The following is a 20,601-nucleotide window of genomic DNA, read 5'->3' as shown; positions in this document are numbered from 1 at the left end:
GATGCGCACCTTTCATCTTCCCCTCGTGGTGTGCCTGGGCCTGACGGGCTGCATGCTCGGCCCGGATTACCAGCGTCCGACCACGGACACCCCGGCAACCTACCGTTATGCAGACCAGGAGGCCCATGACCTGTCCAATACGCTGTGGTGGGAACAGTTCAAGGATCCGGCGCTCAATGACCTGATTCGCACGGCGCTGGCGGAAAACAAAGACATCAAGATTGCCGCCGCCCGGGTCGAGGAATTCCAGGGCCGTTACGGAGTGGTGCGCTCGCAGATGTTTCCGCAAATCGGCGCCGGCGCGCAAGGCAGTCGGTCCAGGGCGCCACGCGACAACGGCCCGGTGCCTTTGGATGCCAACGTTGATCCGATTTACAACAACTACCAGGCCACCCTCAGTGTCAGCTGGGAGCTGGATATCTGGGGTCGTTTGCGGCGCCTCAATGAATCCGCACGCGCTGACCTGCTGGCCTCTGAAGAAGGCCGGCGCACGGTCATTCTGAGCCTGGTGTCGTCGGTGGCATCCAGCTACATCCTGCTTCGCGATCTCGACCGCGAACTGGAAATCGCCCGCACCACTGCCAAGGCCCGCGGCGACTCCTACGAGATTTTCAAACTGCGCTTTGGTGCCGGCACCATTTCCGAAATGGAACTGGCGCAAAACCTCTCCGAGTTCCAGCGCACCCAGGCCTCTGTATCGCAATTCGAGTCCCAGGTTGCGCAGCAGGAAAACAACCTGGCCGTGCTGTTGGGACGCAACCCGGGCCCAATCCTGCGCGGACGTGACCTGGCCCAACTGACGCTACCGTTGGTGCCTGCCGGCTTGCCTTCGGACTTATTGGAACGACGCCCCGATCTGCGTCAGGCCGAGCTGGATCTGATTTCCGCCAATGCCCGCATCGGTGCCGCCAAGGCGCTGTATTTCCCGACGATCTCCCTGACCGGGCTACTGGGCTCAGTCAGTGATCAACTCTCGAATTTGTTCACCGGGCCGGCCGCCACCTGGTCCTATGGTGTCGCCGCGAGCATGCCGATTTTCACCGCGGGTGGCATCGCCGGTGAAGTCCAGCAAGCCGAGGCGTTCCAGCAACAAACCTTGCTGGCCTACCAAAAGACCATTCAGTCGGCTTTCAGGGATGTTGAAAACGCACTGGTGGCGGCGAGCAAATCCCGCGAGCAGATGGTGTCCCAGGCCAATCAGGTCGAGGCGTTGCGTACTTACACCCGGTTTGCGCGCTTGCGCTACGACAACGGGTACACCAGCTACATAGAAGTACTGGATGCCGAACGCAGCTTGTTCGACGCCGAGTTGAATTACACCCGGACCCGGGGTTCGGTGTTCAGCGCCATGGTCGATGTTTACAAGGCCACTGGCGGAGGCTGGGTTACCGAAGCGGACAAGCTGACTGTCACTGCCAGCGAAAAGCCACCCTGATTAGCGCTAGGCAGATGGGGTCAAAAAAACACCAAGGTTAAGCCCTTGCCCGACGACAAGTATCCAAGCGTCGGGCACAGGGTCAATGCGTCGAGCAGATCCAGGAGTTTCCGATGGCCGACTCAAGCAAGAAAATGAGCCTCATGGGGCTCACCACACTGGTCACGGTGAACATGATGGGCTCAGGCATCATCATGTTGCCGACAAGCATGGCGCAACTCGGGGCTGTTTCATTGTTGTCATGGATCGTCACGGCCATTGGCTCAATGTCCATCGCCTACTGCTTTTCCCAGTGCGGTATTTTCTGCCCGCGTCCAGGAGGGTTGTCTGCCTACACCGAAGAGGCACACGCCAAATCAGGGTTTTTCCTCTGCTCGTACCTGTACTTCCTTTCGCTGGCTATCGCCAACGTGGCCGTCGCCATCTCCGCGGTGGGGTACATGACATCGTTCCTGCCGTGGCTGGGAAGTGGCGCCATTCCATTGTTCATCGGAACGGTCGGCTTGCTCTGGTTGACCACCGTGGCCAACTTTGGCGGCCCCGGCATCACCGGCAAGATCGGTGCGATCACCGTGTGGGGTGTCATCATCCCGGTGGCCGGCTTGTGCATCATCGGTTGGTTCTGGTTCAAGCCTGACGTGCTGGCTGCCGCATGGAACCCCAACGAACTGCCCATCTCCGAAGCCATCAGCAAAGCGATCCCCCTGACGCTGTGGGCCTTCCTCGGCATGGAGTCGGCGGCTCAGGCTTCCGATGCCGTGGACGATCCCAAGCGCACGGTGCCGCTGGCTTGCCTGTTCGGCACGCTCGGTGCAGCAGTGGTTTACGTGCTGTCGACGTCCGTTATTCAGGGCATCATACCCAATGCCGAACTGGCCAACTCATCGGCCCCTTTCGCGCTCGTCTATGCACACATGTTCAACCCGACAGTCGGCAATATCATCATGGCGCTGGCAGTATTGGCTTGTGTCGGTTCGCTGCTGGGTTGGCAGTTCACCCTGGCGCAAACGGCCAAGATGACGGCTGACCAGGGCATGTTTCCCAAACTGTTCAGCAAGGTCAGTGCGCTGAACGCGCCCATTGTCGGCATGCTTGTCTGCGGTGTGTTGCAGACCTTGATGGCGCTGTCGACCATATCGCCCAACGCCAGCGCTCAGTTTGCAAAACTCGTCAGCCTGGCGGCAGTGACCAACCTGATCCCCTATGTGACGGCGGCCACCGGCCTGCTGGTCATGATGTACAAAGCCAAAGTCAGCGCAGGCGTATACACCCGCAATACGGCGCTGTTACTGATTGCCGTGGCTTACTCCTTGTACGCTTTGTATGCCTGCGGCAAAGAAGCCGTGTTCGGCGGCGCCCTTGTCCTGGCGTTCGGCTACCTGCTTTACGGCTTCCTCTCCAAACGGTTTGTCGAGCCATCTGCACCGCCTCAGACTCAGGCCAACATCCCTTGACCGTCGTCTTCAGGACTGCCAGCCATCTGAATTCGGGGAACCAGGATATGAACGTTAAATTGTCCAAAGCCAACAACCTGCTGCTCGTCTGCCTGCTCACGCTGATGCCGGTATTGGCGGGTGCCGATACGCTTGAGCGCGTGCGGACGACTCAATCCTTCACCCTCGGCTACTTGCCGAACTTCCCCCCTTTTAGCGCCCAGGCAAGCGATATACCGAGCGGTTATGCGATCGATCTGTGCCTGAAGATCGCCGACAAGGTCAAGACCGAATTGGCTCTGCCTGGTTTGCAAATACGCTACCTGTCGGTCTCACCCACCGACGAGATAAATGCCGTCAGCTCGGGGAAAATCGACATTCTCTGTACACCGACCGCCCCCACTCTGGAGCGGCGCAAGAGGGTGAGCTACTCAGTACCGGTCTACACGGCTGGCCTTTCGGTAGTGGTGCGTCAGGATGCACCGCAGCCGTTGCTCAATGCGCTTGCTGGCAAGGTGGCTAACACCGGACCAACGTGGCGAGCGACGATCAACCATGGGTTGTCCAACCAGACCTATGCCGCCATTGCAGGCGGAGTCACCGAGACATGGATCCGTGAGCGGATGCGATTACTCGGGGTCGTGGCCACGCTTGTCACTGTCGAAAATACCGCGGCAGGCCTCAAGCAGGTCGCCGAAGGAAAGGCCGATGCCTTCTTCGCCGAACGCATGGTGCTGAAAAATCTTCTCGCCACGGATAAGTCTGCAAGCAATCTGGTTTTGCTCGACCGAATTTTCGAGTACGCACCGACTGCAATGGCAGTGGATCGAAACGATGAAGACTTCCGTTTGCTGGTCGATACCGCGCTAAGTGACATGTACCGCTCGGGCGAGATTGAGCAGGCATTCGACAAATACCTGGGGGGCGCCGACGACACGGCTAAAAAGCTGTTCAAGGTCTATGCATTGCCGCAATAACACACCCCGTTTTAGCGAGAGACAAGTAACGTATCCAGCAACGCCTGCAACCCCATGGGCTTGGCAAAATAGTAACCCTGAGCCTGCCCTGCCCCCATTTCGCGCAGCAAGATCAGCGTCGCTTCATCCTCGACACCTTCGGCCACCACGCTCAGGTCCAGCGATTCGGCCATCCGCACAATTGCCCGCACGATCGCCCGACTGCGGGCGCTGGTGGTCAGTTCAAGGATGAAAGACTTGTCGATCTTCAAGCCGCTGAAACGGTATTGATGCACGTAGCTCAGGGATGAAAATCCTGCACCGAAGTCATCGAGCACCACCGACATGCCATTGTCGGCCAATTGCTGCATGTTCTGCCGGGCAATAGCCGGCTCGGCCACCAGGGCACCTTCGGTCAATTCCAGGCAGATCCGCGACGGCGCGACCCGGTGCTGCGCCAACAGGGCAAGCACATCACTGGCAAAGTCCGGGCGCGTCATGCTGTAGCTGGAGCAATTCACGTGCACCGGCGGCCAATTGGCGTGTTGAGGGAGTGCGAGGATTACTGCAACGCTGGTGAGCATGTACAGGTCCAGTCGACCGATCAGGCGCAACCCTTCGACGTTCGGCAAAAACTCCCCTGGTGCGATCACTCGGCCGCCCGGCTGATGCCAGCGGATCAGCGCTTCAAGGGCCAGGAGTTCACCCGTTTCAACGCTGACAATCGGCTGGAAATACGGCAGCAGTTCGTCGGTGCGTTTCAGCGCATTGCGCAAGGCCCCTTCGCGCTCCATCTGGTCCGAGACTTCTCGGCGCACTTCCTGATTGAACACCGCGTAGCTGTCGCGACCGGCACTCTTGACCCGGTACATCGCCGCATCGGCATCGCGCAGCAAGTCGGCCGGTTCGTGATGGAACTGATTGTCGGCGCTGACAATACCGATACTGCAGGATGAAAAAACCTCATGGCCATTGATAAAAAATGGCAGGTCAAACGCCACCAGGATCCGTTCGGCGATTTCGATCACCACGTCCATCGGCGCGTCGGGAGCGAGCACCGAAAATTCATCGCCCCCCAGTCGTGCGAGCATGTCGGTGTCACGCAGGCAACTGCGCAAACGGTGGGCGGCTTGCCTCAACAGCAGATCGCCAAAATGGTGGCCGAGGCTGTCGTTGACCATTTTGAAACGATCAAGGTCGATGAACATCACCGCCAGGTGCCCGCCTTCGCTGCCGAATCGCAACCAGGCCTGATTGAGGTGCTGTTGCAGGTAGGTTCGGTTCGGCAGCCCGGTCAGCGCATCGTGGGAGTTTTCGTGTTGCAGCTTGGCATTGGCGTGATCGAGTTCTCGGGTGCGGCTCTGCACCCGGGCTTCGAGCTTGAGGTTGGCGGAATGGATGGCTTCGGCGGCCGTGCGTCGCGACAACGCGGTGTCGATGTGCCGCGACACAAACGTCAGCAGTTCCTGATCACGCAGGGTATACCGCACTTGCGAGGTATAGCTTTGTACCGCCAGTACACCACGCACCACATCGCCATCGAACAAGGGAATGCCCAGCCAGGAGTAGGACCGGTAACACTCTTCGGCAATTTCGATTTCACCGTGCACATGCAATCGTTCAGCCTCGTCGGCGTCAATCAAGCAAGGACGACGCTGACGAATAACGTACTCAGTCAGGCCCCGGCGTCCACGCCGTGCCGACGGACAAGTTGTCTGCCGATCATCAACGTAATACGGAAAAGTCACTTCAGTGGTCGTGTCGTCGAACAGTGCGATGTAGAAGTTCTGCGCGAACAGCAGATCACCGACGATGCCATGCAATGTTTGAAACAGTTCAGCCATATCGCCAGGCTGGCTTGACAGTTCAGCAATCTGGAACAGCGCGCTCTGCAAATGTTCGGCGCGCTCACGTTCTGCCACTTCCTGCCTCAAGGCGTCGTTGAGTGCCGAAAGCTCCAGGGTGCGACGCATGACGATCCCTTCGAGATTCTCGCGGTGCAGGATCCGGTCCAGCGCCATGGCCACGTGGCGGACCACCACCAGAAACAATGCGCGGTCTTCGGCGCTGTAGGTACGGGAAACGTCGTAGACCTGCATGGCCAGCATGCCAAACACGTCATCCGAGGCATTTTTCAACGGCGCGCCCATCCAGAACTCGGGACGATCCCCCACGCAGTAGAAGCGGCCCTCGGCCTGAGCTGCGCGAATGCCGGCGGCGTCGATCAGCAACGGCTGGCCGGTGGTCAACACCTGGCCGGTCAACGACAGGTGTGAAACATCAAGGTACTCGTAGTGTTCGGCCTCCACGGCATCAACGTCGATGATGTCGACGTAATACGGATAGTCAATCTTGCCGGTGTGCGGGTCATAGAGTGCGAGATAGAAGTTCTCGGCGTCGATCAGGCTGGCGAGTAGCCGGTGAACCCCCACCAGAAATACAAACCGGTCGCGGGTCGAACTCGCGAGGTAGGTAATTTCATACAGCACCCGTTGAGTAATTTGCGCTCGGGCAAGGGTATCGGTCTGTACCTGCATGCCCAGGCGCTGGGCAAATTCGGCGAGCGCCGGTTCCGCAGCATCCTTGATGGGCGCGAGCAGCCATCCCAATACACTTTCGCCTCGACCGGTGGGCCATCGGTGCAAGTGTCGGGCCTGGCAAAAGGCCTCAAATTCTTCACTCGCCACACTGGACGGCCACTTCGCCTGCGGGTCGCCCTGCCCGACCAGATGCATGTGTTCGCCGGCACGGTACACCCCCCATGCGGTGGTGTGAGACCAGTGGCGAGCCGAGGTCAGCAATTGTTCAACCGTTTCTTCATGGCCCTTGCAGGCTGTGCCGACAGCACCTGGCCGACTCTTCGGTAGCGTGGCGACAACGGATTGCTGCGGGGAGTCGGACAATGGACAAAAACTCATCAGCGCTCCCTGTGCCAAAACTGGCGATATCCACTTTTTAGTTGCTAGCAATACGCCAGTGTTCTTCCCGTTTAAAGCTTATGTACCTTTTTATCAATAGTTTTATTCGCTTTAGTACCCATGAAAGATTTGACGACGCACTCAGAACTTTTCGGGAATGCGTTTTAGTGGGTAATCCGGTTCGTGATAACCGCCTGGCCGCTGACGCTTGGGCAACTTCACTTTCTCGCGCGGCACCTCTTCATAAGGAATGCGGCTGAGCAAATCGGTGATGATGTTCAGACGAGCCCGTCGTTTGTCGTTCGAGTTGGCTACCAGCCAGGGAGCATGTCCGGTATCCGTCGCCTTGAACATGTCATCACGTGCACGCGAGTAGTCATACCAGCGGCTGTACGACTTCAGGTCCATTGGGGTGAGCTTCCAGATTTTGCGGCCGTCCTCAATCCGCGCTTCAAGTCGTCGGGTCTGTTCCTGCGGGCTGACTTCCAGCCAATACTTGAACAACATGATGCCCGAGTCGACGATTGCGCGCTCGACCAAGGGGACAGCCCTCAGGAAACTGACTGCCTGCTCTTTGGTGCAAAACCCCATCACGCGCTCGACGCCCGCACGGTTGTACCAACTGCGATCAAAGATCACCACTTCGCCAGCCGCAGGCAAATGTGGCAGATAACGCTGCACATACATCTGGCTTTTTTCGCGATCGGTCGGGGCAGGTAACGCCACAACGCGAAAGATCCGTGGGCTCACGCGCTCGGTCAGCGCCTTGATGGTGCCGCCCTTGCCCGCCCCGTCGCGGCCCTCGAAGACAATGCAGATCTTGATGCCCTCATGCCGCACCCATTCCTGCAACTTCACTATTTCGACATGCAGTCGGCGCAGTTCACTCAGGTAGTCCTTGTTGGACATCTTCGCGATGTCGACGGAATGACGTTTCTTGGTGGATTTCTTGTCCTTTGCCATGAACAACACCTCGCAGTCGATTGGCTCGCTGAGTTTAGTCCATGGTTGAAGATTTACCGGCGCCGAGGACGCCGTCGAGGATTTAAAAGACAACACAAAACAAAAGTGGGAGCGGGCTTGCTCTCGAAGAGGTCGTGTCAGTCAACATCAGTGTTGAATGACACACCGCTTTCGCGAACAAGCCCGCTCCCACGGGGATTGCATCAAGCCGCCAGTTACCTCAACAACATTTAGGCCCGGCCTTGCTCCCGTAACGCGCTTCCTGGCGTTCCCGGAAGAACACTTCGTAGCTCATCACCGGCTTGTCCGGGTGTTTGCCCTGCATGTGTTCGACGTAGGTGTCGTAGTCCGGCATGCCCACCATCAAGCGCGCGGCCTGACCGAGGTATTTACCGAGGCGACTCAGGTCATTGAACATTTGGCGCCCTCCTCCCTCACGCTTGCGGCAGCGCCTGGTATGGGGCTTCTTTATCCGTACGCTCCTTGGAGCCCCAGGCCGCAATGCCGACCTTGAGCGCAAAGAACAGGATGCTGAAGACCACCAGCAGGAACAGCGCGGTCAGCGTTGCGTTGGTGTAGGCGTTGTAGATCACGTGGTGCATCTGGTCGATGCTCTTCGCCGGGGCGAGGATCTGGCCGTTGGCCAGCGCATCGCTGTACTTCTTGGCCAGGGCCAGGAAACCGATCGCCGGGTTGGCATCGAACAGCTTGATGAAGCCTGCGGTGGTGGTGCAGATCAGCAGCCACACGGCTGGCAACATGGTCACCCAGACGTAACGCTGACGTTTCATTTTGATCAGCACAACGGTCGCCAACATCAGCGCGATACCGGCCAGCATCTGGTTGGAGATACCAAACAGCGGCCACAAGGTGTTGATGCCGCCCAGAGGGTCGATCACGCCTTGGTACAGCAGATAACCCCACATTGCCACGCAACCAGCGGTCGCGATCAGGTTGGCGGTCCAGGATTCAGTGCGCTTCAGCGACGGTACGAACGAACCGAGCAAATCCTGCAACATGAAACGCCCGGCACGGGTGCCCGCATCGACGGCTGTCAGGATGAACAACGCTTCAAACAGGATCGCGAAGTGGTACCAGAACGCCATGGTGTTTTCACCTGGCAGAACGTGATGCAGGATCTGCGCGATACCGACCGCCAGAGTCGGCGCACCGCCGGCACGGGCCAGGATCGTGGTTTCACCGATGTCCTTGGCCACCGCTTGCAGCGCTTCCGGAGTAATTGCAAAACCCCAGCTGCTGACGGTCTGAGCAACCGACACAGCATCAGAGCCAACCAGCGCCGCCGGGCTGTTCATGGCGAAGTACACGCCCGGTTCGATCACCGAAGCCGCGACCATCGCCATGATGGCGACAAAGGATTCCATCAGCATGCCGCCGTAACCGATGTAACGGGCATGACCTTCGCTGGCCAACAGTTTCGGCGTGGTGCCGGAGGCAATCAGTGCATGGAAACCCGAGACCGCGCCGCAGGCGATAGTGATGAACAGGAACGGGAACAACCCGCCTTTCCACACCGGGCCAGTGCCGTCGATGAACTGGGTCAGTGCCGGCATTTTCAGGTCGGGCATGGTGATCAGAATGCCGATCGCCAAGGCCACGATGGTGCCGATCTTCAGGAAAGTCGACAGGTAATCACGCGGGGCCAGAATCAGCCACACCGGCAATACCGCGGCGACAAAACCGTAGCCGATCAACATCCAGGTGATCTGAATGCCAGTAAACGTAAACGCTTTGGCCCAGACCGGATCAGCAGCAATCTGCCCACCGAGCCAGATCGAACCGAGCAGCAACAGCACACCAATGATGGAGATTTCACCAATGCGACCCGGGCGGATGTAGCGCATGTAGATGCCCATGAACATCGCGATCGGGATGGTCGCCATCACCGTGAAAATTCCCCACGGGCTCTCGGCCAAGGCTTTCACGACGATCAATGCCAGCACCGCAAGGATGATGATCATGATCAGGAAGCAGCCGAACAGCGCAATGGTCCCGGGGATGCGGCCCATTTCTTCGCGGACCATATCGCCCAGGGAACGGCCGTTGCGGCGGGTGGACATGAACAGGACCATGAAGTCCTGAACCGCACCGGCCAGCACCACGCCGGCAATCAGCCAAAGCGTACCGGGCAGATAGCCCATCTGCGCCGCCAAAACGGGACCGACCAGCGGACCTGCACCGGCGATGGCCGCGAAGTGGTGACCAAAAAGTACGTGTTTGTTGGTCGGCACGTAGTCCAGGCCATCATTGTTGATGACGGCGGGCGTGGCACGATTGGGGTCGAGTTGCATCACCTTGGTGGCGATGAACAGGCTGTAGTAGCGGTAGGCAACGAGGTAGATAGCGACTGCTGCGACTACGATCCACAGGGCGTTGATCGCTTCGCCGCGGCGCAAGGCCACGACACTTAGCGCAAACGCTCCCAGAACAGCCACGGCAAACCAGGCGAGGTGTTTAGCCATACGGGGCATAGCGTGTCTCCTGCCGACAGCCAGTGGACTGCGGCGGTAATTTTTTATAATTGTGTCCGCGGTGCGGAGCTGGCCCAATATCCCCGCATGCCGTCCACAAATAAATCCGCGTTACTACGTACATGGCGTCTACGTAGTTCTACGTAGATGCGCTGATTCCTCTGTAGGAGCGAGCCTGCTTGCGATAGTGGACTGACATTCGCCATCAATGTCCTCTGACCTACCGCTGTCGCGAGCAGGCTCGCTCCTACAAGGGTTTTGCATTTCACCTGACAGACATCCCCGCCGCAGGTCATTCCGTCCAGCACCGCTACTGGACGCGCGTATCTTTGGCATATGATGCCGGGCCATCGCCTTCCCTCGGTCCGGTCAGGAGCCAAGATGCAGCTCAAACACAAAATCGTCGCGCTCGGGATTCTGCCGCTGGTGTTGGCGATCGCGGTGATCTGCGCGCTGGTGATTTCCCTCAATCGCCAACTCGGCGATCAACAGGCGCAGCTGATTGAAGACAGCATTCTGGCGAGCAAACGCGCCGAGCTTAAAAACTACGTGGAAATGGCCCAGAGCCTGATCGCGCCGCTCTACGACGACGGCCACGGTGACGAGCACGCCCAGCAACAGGTGCTGGAAGAACTGCGCAAGCTCAGCTTTGGCATCAACGGCTACTTCTTCGTCTACGACCGTGAGGGTCGCAGCCTGATGCACGCGCGCCAGTCGGAACTGGTGGGCAAATACCTGTGGGACATGAAAGATCCCCAAGGTTTGCCGGTGATTCAGGCACTGCTCAAAAGTGCGCAATCCGGCGAAGGTTTTCAGCGCTACGCCTGGAACAAACCATCTTCCGGCCAGGTCACCGACAAACTCGCGTATGTAGTGATGCTGGACCGTTGGGGCTGGATGCTCGGTACCGGCATCTACCTTGAAGACGTTGAGCGCGCCACCCAGCAGGCGCGTGACGAAGTGGCCCACGGCATCCGCAAAACCATGCTGGCGATTGCCGCGGTGGCCCTCGTGGCCGTGCTGTTTGTCTTCGCCAGCGGCATGACGCTCAACGTCAGCGAGCATCGCCTGGCGGACAAAAAGCTCCAGCGTCTGACCCAGCGGATCGTCAGCCTCCAGGAGGAAGAGCGCTCACGGGTTTCCCGAGAGCTGCACGACGGCATCAGCCAGGTGCTCGTCTCCATAAAATTCCAGTTCGAACTGGCCAGCCTGCTGCTGGAGAATGGCCAGGCCAATGACAAGGGTTTGAATACGCTGAAAGATGCCACGGAGCGCCTTGGCGACGCGATTGGCGAGGTTCGCAGCCTCTCTCACGATCTGCGCTCGTCATTGCTCGACACGCTGGGCCTGCCGGCGGCGATCGGGCAGCTCGCCGCCGAATTCGAGCAGCGCAGCGGTCTCACCGTGACTTACGACGATAATGAATTTGACTGTGACCTGGTCGACGGCGCGGCGGTTTCGCTGTTCCGGATTGTGCAGGAAGGCCTGACCAACATCGAACGCCACGCACAGGCTAAAAACGTTTCGATTACCCTGCATGGGTCACAGGAATCCGTGCGGTTGACGGTGGTCGACGACGGTGTCGGTTTTAATGTCGCCCAGGTCGAACGTCGCCACGCGGGCATCGGCCTGCGTAATATCCGTGAGCGTGTCGAACATTTTGGCGGGCGGTTCGACCTGATATCGATGCCTGGAAGAAGTGAGCTGGACGTGCTGCTGCCGATGAAAATGCCCGGTGCGAAACGCTGACCCACCCCCTTACAACAAGAGTGAATATCTGCGATGAACCTGCCCTATCCGATCCGCGTCGCCTTGGTCGACGATCACTCCCTGGTCCGCGACGGGATCAAAGCGCTGCTCGCGGTCATGGCGCCCCTGGAAGTGGTGGGCGAAGCCGAAAGTGGCGCGCAGGCCATCGAGATGGTCGGGCGCTGCCAGCCAGACTTGTTGCTGGTCGACATCAGCCTGCGCGACATGAACGGGCTTGAGCTGACCCGCGTGCTGCGCAGCCAGTATCCGTCGCTCAAGGTGCTGATGCTGAGCATGTACGACAATTATGAATACGTGAGTGAATCCGTTCGCGCCGGCGCCAGCGGCTATGTGTTGAAGAACTCACCGTCGCGGGAAATCATTGCGGCCATCGAAGCCATCGTCAGTGGCGGCACGTTCTACAGCGCCGAAATCGCCCAGCGGCTGATAGCCGACAAAAGCACCGACAATGAGCTGACCCCTCGCGAAAGCCAAGTGTTGTACAAAATGGCGCAAGGATTGAACAACAAGGAAATGGCCCGCGAGCTCGACATCAGCGTGCGCACTGTGGAAACCCATCGTTTGAGCATCCGCCGCAAACTGAACATCGACAAACCCGCAGCCCTGGTCAAGTACGCGATCGATCACGGGATCATTTCGCGCTAGCAGGCACGCCTTACACCGCCTCGGGATTGACCACCTTGGCAGAGCGGATAAACAACGTCCGCGCCTTCTCCCAGAAATTCCCCCCCCAGCACAAAAAGACTCATGAGTGTCCTGCCTATCAATGATCGCAGAAGGTTTGAGGTTGCCTGAGAAGCTTAACAGCCGGTTGCTCATTTGGACGGCTATGCTCCAGTGACCTTCTCTGGTTGGACGATACGCGATGCCTCGAGGCCGTTCCTTGCAAAGACTGCCAGGCCACCTCCTCCTGCTCGGCGCACTTGGCCTGAGTGGCTGCGTGCGGCTGGGGCCGGACTTCCAGCCGCCGGGCGAAACGTGGGTCGAACACTGGAATACCGCAGCCCTTGAACACGCCAGTCAACGCGGACCGAATCCGGATATCCGCCAGTGGTGGCAGGTCTTCAACGATCCGCTACTGAATCAGCTGATCGCCGAGTCGGATGCAAATAATTCCAGCCTGAAAATCGCCGGCTTGCGCGTGATGGAAGCCCGTGCCCAGCTGGGCATTGCGCAAAGCGCTCTGTACCCGCAACTGCAGCAAGCCAGCGCCGACAGTTTGTACTTCAATCGCCGGCAATCGGGTGGCACCAATCCCCAGGACAGCCATTTCTGGCAATACAGCGCTGGGTTCGACATGGGCTGGGAGCTGGACTTCTGGGGGCGTTTCAGCCGGGCCATTGAATCGTCCGACGCCAGTTATTTTGCCGCTCAGGCCAACTATGAAGACGTGCTGGTATTGCTGCGCGCCCAGGTCGCGGACACCTACTTTTCGTTGCGCACCACCGAGGCCCGGTTACGCGTTGCCCGGGAGAACGCCAAACAACAAAAGCGTAATTTCGAGATCACCGAAAAACTGTTCAACAGCGGCCAGCAAGCGGAACTCGACCTGCAACAGGCCAAAACCCAATACCTCGGCACCCTGAGCACCATCCCCTCCCTCGAAGACCAGTTGCAACGAACGCGTAATGCGTTGGCCGTGCTGATCGGGCAACCGCCCGGCGCGTTACCGATGCTCGTGAGCAACGAAGGCTTGATCCCGCTGGTCGATCGCGCCGTGCTCCAGGATGTGCCGGCCAATCTGCTGCTGCGTCGGCCCGATGTGCGCGCCGCCGAGCTGAATGTCGCCGCCCAGTCGGCATTGATTGGCGTGGCCGAAAGTGATTTCTATCCGTCGCTGACCTTGCTTGGCAGCATCGTCTGGTCGGCCGACACGCTAAACGGTACGTCCCGAAGCCTGGACCTGATCGGCGGCCCCAGCCTGCGCTGGAACCTGTTCGACCATGGCCAGATCAGCAATAACGTGCGCGTCCAGGATGCGCGGTTGCAGCAACTGATCGAGGCGTACCGCGACAAAGTCCGACAGGCTGCGCGGGAGGCTGACGATGCCGCCACTGGTTTGATCAAATCGCTGGAGCGCGAACGCATCCTGAGCGAAGCCGGAGTGGCCGCCAAACGCTCGCTGGTGCTGGCCAGCACGCAGTACCGCGAAGGTTACTCGGACTTTCAGCGGGTGCTCGATGCTCAGCGCGCACTGCTCGAACAGCAGGACAGCTACCTGGTCGCCCGCAGCAACGCGGTGAGCAACCTGATTGCCCTGTACAAATCCCTCGGTGGCGGTTGGTACAGCGCCCAGCCCAAAGTCGATGAAGCCACCCGCCAGCAGATGGAAAAACGCACCGACTGGGGCGACCTGCTGAGCGAGCCCGCCGCCCTCCCTGCCTCACAAGGTAAACAGCCATGAGTGAAACCGCGCAGCCTGTCCCCGAGGCGCCCGCCCCAAAGCCTCCTGAGCCTGCCGCCGACCCGGCGAAAAAAGGCATCAAATGGGTGCTGCTCCTGATCCTCCTGAGCCTGGCGTGGTACCTGGCGGCCGACCGTTTCACGCCCTATACGCAACAAGCCCGCGTGGGCGCCTTTGTCATTCCGGTCGCCTCGGAAGTCGCCGGCCGGGTGATCCGCGTCAACGTGCGCAACAATCAGGACATCCAGGCGGGCGACGTGCTGTTCGAAGTGGACCCGCAGCCGTATCAGATCGCCGTCGACCGCGCCCGCGCAGACCTTGAATCGACCCGTCGGCAGATCGGCGCCAGCACCGCCGGCATCGCTTCGGCGCAAGCCAACTTGCGCGCGGCCCAGGCCAACGAACTGAAGGCGAAACAAGACAATCAACGTTTGGAAGGTTTGTACCGCGAAGACCCCGGAACCATTTCCGTGCGTCTGCTCGAAGTGTCTCGCGCCAATCGTGAACAGGCGGTCAGCCAGGTCGCGGCCGCCCGCGCCGAAGTGCAACGAGCGCGCGAGCAAGAAGGTGGCAGCGAGGAAGACAACGCCCTGCTGCGAAGCGCCGCCACGGCGCTGTCGAAAGCCGAGCTGGATCTGTCCAACACGCAGATTCGCGCCCGTTCGGCGGGGTTGGTCACCGACCTGCGCACCGACGCCGGGCAGTTCGCCGCGGCCGGTGGCCCGGTCATGACCCTGATTGCCATCCACGATGTCTGGATCAGCGCGGACATGACTGAAAACAACCTCGGTCTGGTGAAAGTCGATACGCCTGTGGCGATCGTCCTGGATGCATTCCCGGGCGAAGTGTTCGACGGACGCGTGCGCAGTGTCGGTTATGGCGTCAGTGTCGGACAGACACCGGCGCCTGGCACCTTGCCCAGTGTCCAGAACAGCCGCGACTGGCTGCGACCGGCCCAGCGTTTTCCGGTGATTATCGAGCTCTCCGAAGACGCCCGAAAAACCTTGCGTGACAGCGGCGCCATCCGTGCTGGCGGGCAGGCCGAAGTCATGGCCTTCCCGACTCAAGGCAACCCGCTGAACCCGTTGGGTCGGCTGTTTGTGGGTTTCATGAGCTGGCTGAGCTATGCCTACTAAACGCACGCCCCGGGAACAGCGCGCATTACGCCTGGCCACTGGCACGGCGCTGTGCCTTGCCGCCAGCTTCGGCCTCGGGTTGCCGATCCCCTTTCTCGCGCCGGTGCTGTGCCTGATCCTGCTGGCCTCGATCAATCGCCCGTTGCCGTTCAAGGCAGCCGTGGTGCTCGCACTGGCTGCGATGTTGACCACGGGCCTTGGCCTGTTGTTGATCCCGATCCTGCGTTATTACCCCGTCAGCGGCGTGCTGCTGATCGGTCTGAGCCTATTCCTGGTCTTCCGTTTTGGCCTGCGCGGTGGAAATGCCCTGATCGTGACCTTTCTGGTGATTGGCCTGACGATGATTTCCTCGGCCGGCGTTGCCGAATTCGATCTGGCGGCGATGGTCATCGGTGCCCTGGTCAAGGGCTTGCTGCTCGCCGTAGCGGTCGTGGCGGTCAGTCACGGGTTATTCCCGGATCCGCCCAACGCCCCTTCCCCGCCGCCTGCCCCGACGTTGCCCGCCGAAGAGGTCAGCCGAGTGGCGCTACGTGCAACCCTGATTGTGTTACCGACGTTCCTGCTCGCCTTGATCGACCCGGCCGGTTACCTGCCGATCATCCTCAAGGCCGTCAGCCTGGGCCAACAAAGCTCCACGACCAACGCCCACACAGCCGGTCGCGAACTCGTTGGCTCAACCTTGCTCGCAGGCCTGCTGGCGATCCTGTTCTGGAGCGCCCTCAGCCTGTTTGTGCACCTTTGGATGTTCTTTCTGTGGATGCTGCTGTTCGGCCTGGTGCTGGCGCGCAAGCTCTACGCGCTGAGCCCGACCGGGTTCAGCCCGGGGTTCTGGCTCAACACCCTGATCACGCTGATTATCCTGCTGGGCCAGTCGGTTCAGGACAGCATCGCAGGCAAGGACGTGTACACCGCGTTTGCGGTGCGCATGGGCTTGTTCCTCGCCGTCACGTTGTACGCCTGCCTGATGGTTTATCTGCTCGAGCAGCGGCCGCGAAAGGCTCAGGGATTAACCTGATACCCCTTGCCCTGCAGGCAACTGGTGTACGCCGTCGAGGTAGTTGCAGCACTGGTTTTCTCTTGTGCCCGGCGCTCCTGACGCTGACGCGAGCCGCCCACCACTGCACCGGCCACGGCGGTCTCTTTCGCGCGGTCCTGCCGATAGTCCTGTTTCGTGTCGTCATCGATGCGCTCATAAAACTCGTCATGCTGACGCCCGCGCACTTCTGCCCCGGCCGATCCCGCGGCGGCCCCCGCGGCAGCACCGCGCAATCGCCCTCCGGAAGCAGGCTGTGCGGTCGACGCGGCCTGACTGGACGCGATGCTGTTGCATTCATTGATGTCCAGCTGGGTCTGTTGCGAACTCTGCCCTTTCATCGGAACGACCGTTGCAGCCCAACCCTGGGTGCACGCAACCGTCAATGCGATGCTCAGGCCGATGGATGACACCTTGCTCATAATGACCTCCAACGCAGCCCGTCACTCTGCACTAACCCCGGGTAGCTGATCCCGGGCTTGATTCAGCAACAAAGAGTGTAGATCACGCGGCACCCACTCTCTGCACGGTATTGCCTGATCCTGACGGCGAACAGGATTCTTTTCGATCGTTTTGGCGTGATGGCCTAACCTCATAGGTTGAGCGACCCACCACAGAGTCGAGCACCCCCATGCGTAATGCATTGAAGTCAATGATGTTCGTCGTGCTCACGCTGCTTGCAACCAGTGACGGAGCGCTGTCGGCCGCCGACATACTGCCGGCTGCAGGTATTACATCGGGTACTTCGTCGTTAGTCATTTCTCAGAGTGATCTGCAAAACCTGCAAATCCGCCTTGACCGAATCAAGCAACAGATTTCGCTGGCCAATAACCTCACCCAGATGGTCGGCCTGCAAGATGCTGTTCAGTCGTTTATCAACGACGTGGATAGCCTGCAGTCATCCCTGCTGCCCGAACAGAAGCAACTGCAAGCCCAACTTGATGTGTTGGGCCCGGTATCACTCGACGATGTAGAGTCAGAGAAATCGGATATCGCGACGCAAAGAGCCTATCTCTCCGAGCAAAAGACCAAAGTCGATTCCAGCCTCAAAACCCTGACAGCACTCAGAAACAATGCTGCCGGTCTCCTTATTCAAATCGCCGGTATTCGCCGCAACCTGCTGGAAAGCGAAGTCACGCTGCGCAGCGGCAGTATCCTGGGGCCGGGGTTCTGGGCGCCATTGTTCAGTCCGCTGAAGGAGGACCGCCAGCGGCTGAGCGAATTCATCCAGCAGGCTTCCAGCGCAATCAAGGCCGCCTGGCAACCCGGCGAACGCCTGTTCACCATCGCATTGATCGTGCTGGCCCTGGGTGTTTGGTCCTGGGGCCGAAGAATCGCGGAGCGCGGGCTGACCTGGGTGTGTATTCATCGAATGCCGGAGGGACGTTTGCGTCGAAGCTCGCTCGCACTGGCCTCTGTCGTGGCCACGCTGCTGACCACGGCTTTTGCGATGCAACTGCTGTTTTATGCGCTCACCCGGCAATTGCCGTTGTCGCCTTTGATTCAGAACTTTGCCGATGAATTCGAAAAAATCATCTATGTGTGCATCCTGATTACCGGTCTGAGCCGGGCGCTGCTGTCGACCCGACATCCTTCCTGGCGGCTGCCGGCCATCTCCGATCCCGTGGCACTGGCAATCCAGCCCTTCCCCAGGATACTGGCCGTCACACTGCTGATTCTGGTCAGCCTGGCACAAATCACCAACGTCACCGGCATGAGCCCGCCGGCCATTCTGTTTGGCCGCGGTTTGATCGCGCTGGTGGTCACGCTGATTATCGGCACGTTGTTCCGGCGAGCCAGCAGAGTCCGCAGAGCCGTTGCGGCTACCGGGGAAGCGCCCGAATCGAGTACCACCCTTGCCGGCCTGATTTATTCGTTGGCCGGTTTTGCGACGGTGGTATCGCTGATTGCGCTGCTGATCGGCTACATCTCCCTGGCACGGTTCATCACGTACCAACTGGTCTGGGGTTTTATCATCCTGTCGGGCTTCTACTTGCTGACGCAATTGTTCAGAGACAGCTGTGAGTACCTGTTTTCACCCAAGAGTCCAAGCGGCAAGGCGCTCAAACAATTGCTCGGAATCGGCGATGTACGCCTTGAGCAAGCGTCGATCATTCTGTCCGGTGTCGGTCGCGCCGGTTTAATGCTGCTGGCGGTCATTTCACTGTTTGTCGGTGGCGTCGGCACGACGCTGGGACAACTGTTTACCCAGACGTTCGCCATCCTCGGCGGCGATGGCCTGCGCAAACTCAATATCATCCCGGGCCATTTGCTGAATGCGCTACTGGCCCTGTTCATCGGCATCTACCTGATTCGCGCACTGCGCCGATGGCTGGATAACGAGTTCCTGCCCAAGACCGACATGGACCCCGGCATGTGTGCCTCGCTCAGCACACTGTTCTCCAATATCGGTTACGCCCTGGTGATACTGCTGACCTTGTCATCCCTGGGCATCGAGTGGACCAACCTGGCGTGGATTGTCAGCGCCCTGTCGGTGGGGATCGGCTTCGGCTTGCAGGAAATCGTCAAGAACTTCGTCTCCGGGCTGATTCTGCTGACCGAGCGCCCGGTCAAGGTCGGCGACCTGATCAGCATCAGTGGCGTCGAAGGCGACATCCGCCGCATCAACGTCAGGGCCACCGAAATACAACTCAGTGACCGCTCGATCGTCATCGTGCCCAACTCACAACTGATCTCGCAGAACCTGCGCAACGTCACCCTCGGCGGCAGCGCACAAGGGGTGGCGACACTGGAGCTGATGTTCCCGCTGGACATCGATCCGGAGCAAGTTCAAAACCTGCTGTACGACACGTACCGCGAGAACGAAACCATCCTCGACAAACCGGCTACCTTCGTCCGGTTCAGCAAACTGACCCCCGAAGGCATCACGCTGACGGTCACGGGCTACGTCAGCAGCCCGAGAATCGTCGGCACGACTAAAAGCGATTTGTTGTTTGAAATTCTCAAGCGATTGGGTGCGGCCGGGATTGAACTGGCGAAACCTGCATCGACGGTTTGAACAAAAAACCGGTCGTTCAGCCAGTCACTGCGCCCTCTCGGCGAGGCTGAACTTGCGAATCAGGTCCTGCTCGGGCGAATGCGCTTGAGCGTTTCACTCGGCAGTTCCTTGAACAGCGCCCGGTAACTGCTGGAAAACCGCCCCAGATGCCAGAACGACCAATTCATCGCCACTTCGGCAACGGTGGTGTCATTCGGTGTTCGCGCAAGCAATTCGCGGTGGGCGCTGTTGAGGCGGCGCAGGCGCAGCCAATGGGTGGGCGTCATCCCGGTGAAGGCCTTGAACGCGTGCTGCAACTGCCGCAGGGAAACCCCGGCCACCTGGGAGAGCTCCAGCAGGTTGAGGGTTTCTTCCGGTGAGTCGGCGGCCCATTCGCCAATGCGCTTCATCACTGCGCGTTCTTCGGTGCGGCGCTGCAGGCCGCCGTGATCGAGGCACACACAGGCGTTGTCGAGGATGTACAGGCAGTCTTCGAGCAGTTGCTGGGTCAGCGCTTCTTTGCTCGGCGGGTCGAGCGTTTCGGCGAGGCGGGTCAAGGTGCCGCTCAACCAGCGGCTGAACAAGGCGTTCTGCCCCGAGTTCAGCGGCGACATGAACAAGCCTTCCAGCCGCGCAACATTCAAACCGTGACGCTGCACGAACTCCGGACCAAACACCACGGCGACTTCCTGGTAGTTCTCCGGGGTGATCCAGATGTTGCGGCTTTCGCCATTCAACACATACAGCGCGTTGTCGCTGCGATCGAAACAGAACGCCAGCGAACCCTCGGGCGCGCTGAAATTCTGTTCGACCCGGGTGTTCATCTGCTCTTCGTAAATCTCCACGCCTTGCAGGTCCAGGTAGCGCACACGCCCGGCGAAATGCCCCGGCGACATTTGCTGGTAATGCTGAACCCAACCCGGCGTGGCGCGGATTTGCGCAGCGACATCGTCGGTGTTGAACGCTTGGACCTGAATTGGACTGGACGCTGACATGAATGACCTTACGCACTCGTTTGGTGCGTTTTGGTGCTGCTGAAAGTGGATAGATGGAACCGCAAGGC

The 20,601-nt window shown here is 59.5% G+C and carries 15 protein-coding genes; 9 read left to right on the top strand and 6 right to left on the bottom strand.

The window, feature by feature from the left end; translation table 11 throughout:
- Position 1 precedes the first annotated feature (1 nt).
- The 3 genes from JIO00_RS14035 (at position 2) to JIO00_RS14025 (ending at position 3,845) form a co-directional block, all read left to right on the top strand.
- On the top strand, positions 2 to 1,435 hold the full coding sequence (locus JIO00_RS14035) for an efflux transporter outer membrane subunit (RefSeq protein WP_010460121.1): 1,434 nt from the start codon (positions 2 to 4) through the stop codon (positions 1,433 to 1,435).
- A 113-nt stretch (positions 1,436 to 1,548) separates the two neighbouring features.
- Positions 1,549 to 2,889: a putrescine-ornithine antiporter gene (potE, locus tag JIO00_RS14030; protein ID WP_010460119.1), complete on the top strand. Its 1,341-nt coding sequence runs from the start codon at positions 1,549 to 1,551 to the stop codon at positions 2,887 to 2,889.
- 47 nt (positions 2,890 to 2,936) lie between these two features.
- A complete protein-coding gene (locus JIO00_RS14025; RefSeq protein WP_083376791.1) occupies positions 2,937 to 3,845 on the top strand; it encodes an amino acid ABC transporter substrate-binding protein in 909 nt (302 codons plus the stop codon).
- Positions 3,846 to 3,856: 11 nt separating this feature from the next.
- Here JIO00_RS14025 and JIO00_RS14020 read toward each other — a convergent pair whose 3' ends face one another.
- The 4 genes from JIO00_RS14020 to JIO00_RS14005 form a co-directional block, all read right to left on the bottom strand.
- Positions 3,857 to 6,742, bottom strand: a complete 2,886-nt coding sequence (locus tag JIO00_RS14020; protein WP_200668521.1) for a sensor domain-containing phosphodiesterase — start codon at positions 6,740 to 6,742, stop codon at positions 3,857 to 3,859.
- A 141-nt stretch (positions 6,743 to 6,883) separates the two neighbouring features.
- Entirely contained in the window at positions 6,884 to 7,705 is an 822-nt protein-coding gene (gene ppk2 / locus JIO00_RS14015) for a polyphosphate kinase 2 (RefSeq protein ID WP_010460112.1), read from the bottom strand.
- A 220-nt stretch (positions 7,706 to 7,925) separates the two neighbouring features.
- Entirely contained in the window at positions 7,926 to 8,123 is a 198-nt protein-coding gene (locus tag JIO00_RS14010; protein ID WP_010460111.1) for a YbdD/YjiX family protein, read from the bottom strand.
- 16 nt (positions 8,124 to 8,139) lie between these two features.
- Positions 8,140 to 10,197, bottom strand: a complete 2,058-nt coding sequence (locus JIO00_RS14005) for a carbon starvation CstA family protein (RefSeq protein WP_010460108.1) — start codon at positions 10,195 to 10,197, stop codon at positions 8,140 to 8,142.
- Between the two features lie 381 nt (positions 10,198 to 10,578).
- Here JIO00_RS14005 and JIO00_RS14000 point away from each other — a divergent pair, with 381 nt between their 5' ends.
- The 5 genes from JIO00_RS14000 (at position 10,579) to JIO00_RS13980 (ending at position 16,522) form a co-directional block, all read left to right on the top strand.
- Positions 10,579 to 11,946, top strand: a complete 1,368-nt coding sequence (locus JIO00_RS14000; RefSeq protein WP_077748407.1) for a cache domain-containing protein — start codon at positions 10,579 to 10,581, stop codon at positions 11,944 to 11,946.
- A gap of 33 nt (positions 11,947 to 11,979) precedes the next feature.
- Complete coding sequence (locus tag JIO00_RS13995) at positions 11,980 to 12,612, top strand: response regulator (RefSeq protein WP_010460104.1); 633 nt, start codon at positions 11,980 to 11,982, stop codon at positions 12,610 to 12,612.
- A gap of 220 nt (positions 12,613 to 12,832) precedes the next feature.
- Positions 12,833 to 14,371 carry an efflux transporter outer membrane subunit gene (locus tag JIO00_RS13990; protein WP_102593790.1) on the top strand — a complete coding sequence of 513 codons (1,539 nt, stop codon included), beginning with the start codon at positions 12,833 to 12,835 and terminating at the stop codon, positions 14,369 to 14,371.
- Positions 14,368 to 15,507 (top strand): HlyD family secretion protein, encoded by a 1,140-nt coding sequence (locus JIO00_RS13985; protein WP_200668520.1) that lies wholly within the window; start codon positions 14,368 to 14,370, stop codon positions 15,505 to 15,507. The genes JIO00_RS13990 and JIO00_RS13985 overlap by 4 nt, the downstream gene beginning before the upstream one ends.
- Complete coding sequence (locus JIO00_RS13980; RefSeq protein WP_010460098.1) at positions 15,497 to 16,522, top strand: DUF2955 domain-containing protein; 1,026 nt, start codon at positions 15,497 to 15,499, stop codon at positions 16,520 to 16,522. The genes JIO00_RS13985 and JIO00_RS13980 overlap by 11 nt, the downstream gene beginning before the upstream one ends.
- Here the strand turns inward: JIO00_RS13980 and JIO00_RS13975 are convergent.
- Positions 16,507 to 16,962 (bottom strand): YMGG-like glycine zipper-containing protein, encoded by a 456-nt coding sequence (locus JIO00_RS13975; protein WP_010460096.1) that lies wholly within the window; start codon positions 16,960 to 16,962, stop codon positions 16,507 to 16,509. The genes JIO00_RS13980 and JIO00_RS13975 overlap by 16 nt on opposite strands.
- 209 nt (positions 16,963 to 17,171) lie before the next feature.
- Between JIO00_RS13975 and JIO00_RS13970 the strand changes: the two genes are divergently transcribed.
- Entirely contained in the window at positions 17,172 to 19,559 is a 2,388-nt protein-coding gene (locus JIO00_RS13970; RefSeq protein ID WP_042932089.1) for a DUF3772 domain-containing protein, read from the top strand.
- A gap of 59 nt (positions 19,560 to 19,618) precedes the next feature.
- Here the strand turns inward: JIO00_RS13970 and JIO00_RS13965 are convergent, their stop codons facing one another.
- Positions 19,619 to 20,533: a helix-turn-helix domain-containing protein gene (locus JIO00_RS13965; protein WP_010460092.1), complete on the bottom strand. Its 915-nt coding sequence runs from the start codon at positions 20,531 to 20,533 to the stop codon at positions 19,619 to 19,621.
- Between the last annotated feature and the right edge of the window lie 68 nt (positions 20,534 to 20,601).

This window comes from Pseudomonas sp. SW-3, from assembly GCF_016615645.1.
Taxonomy (GTDB): domain Bacteria; phylum Pseudomonadota; class Gammaproteobacteria; order Pseudomonadales; family Pseudomonadaceae; genus Aquipseudomonas; species Aquipseudomonas mandelii.
The sequence above is the reverse complement of the archived record's forward strand: the minus strand, read 5'-3'. Positions and strand labels throughout refer to the sequence as shown.

Excerpts from the sequence above, each read along its gene's own strand:
- JIO00_RS13975 (WP_010460096.1), bottom strand. The coding sequence starts at position 16,962 with ATGAGCAAGGTGTCATCCATCGGCCTGAGCATCGCATTGACGGTTGCG.
- JIO00_RS14025 (WP_083376791.1), top strand. The coding sequence starts at position 2,937 with ATGAACGTTAAATTGTCCAAAGCCAACAACCTGCTGCTCGTCTGCCTG.
- JIO00_RS13985 (WP_200668520.1), top strand. The coding sequence starts at position 14,368 with ATGAGTGAAACCGCGCAGCCTGTCCCCGAGGCGCCCGCCCCAAAGCCT.
- JIO00_RS14035 (WP_010460121.1), top strand. The coding sequence starts at position 2 with ATGCGCACCTTTCATCTTCCCCTCGTGGTGTGCCTGGGCCTGACGGGC.
- JIO00_RS14005 (WP_010460108.1), bottom strand. The coding sequence starts at position 10,197 with ATGCCCCGTATGGCTAAACACCTCGCCTGGTTTGCCGTGGCTGTTCTG.
- JIO00_RS13990 (WP_102593790.1), top strand. The coding sequence starts at position 12,833 with ATGCCTCGAGGCCGTTCCTTGCAAAGACTGCCAGGCCACCTCCTCCTG.
- potE (WP_010460119.1), top strand. The coding sequence starts at position 1,549 with ATGGCCGACTCAAGCAAGAAAATGAGCCTCATGGGGCTCACCACACTG.
- JIO00_RS13965 (WP_010460092.1), bottom strand. The coding sequence starts at position 20,533 with ATGTCAGCGTCCAGTCCAATTCAGGTCCAAGCGTTCAACACCGACGAT.
- JIO00_RS13995 (WP_010460104.1), top strand. The coding sequence starts at position 11,980 with ATGAACCTGCCCTATCCGATCCGCGTCGCCTTGGTCGACGATCACTCC.
- JIO00_RS14000 (WP_077748407.1), top strand. The coding sequence starts at position 10,579 with ATGCAGCTCAAACACAAAATCGTCGCGCTCGGGATTCTGCCGCTGGTG.
- JIO00_RS13980 (WP_010460098.1), top strand. The coding sequence starts at position 15,497 with ATGCCTACTAAACGCACGCCCCGGGAACAGCGCGCATTACGCCTGGCC.
- JIO00_RS14020 (WP_200668521.1), bottom strand. The coding sequence starts at position 6,742 with ATGAGTTTTTGTCCATTGTCCGACTCCCCGCAGCAATCCGTTGTCGCC.
- JIO00_RS14010 (WP_010460111.1), bottom strand. The coding sequence starts at position 8,123 with ATGTTCAATGACCTGAGTCGCCTCGGTAAATACCTCGGTCAGGCCGCG.
- JIO00_RS13970 (WP_042932089.1), top strand. The coding sequence starts at position 17,172 with ATGCGTAATGCATTGAAGTCAATGATGTTCGTCGTGCTCACGCTGCTT.
- ppk2 (WP_010460112.1), bottom strand. The coding sequence starts at position 7,705 with ATGGCAAAGGACAAGAAATCCACCAAGAAACGTCATTCCGTCGACATC.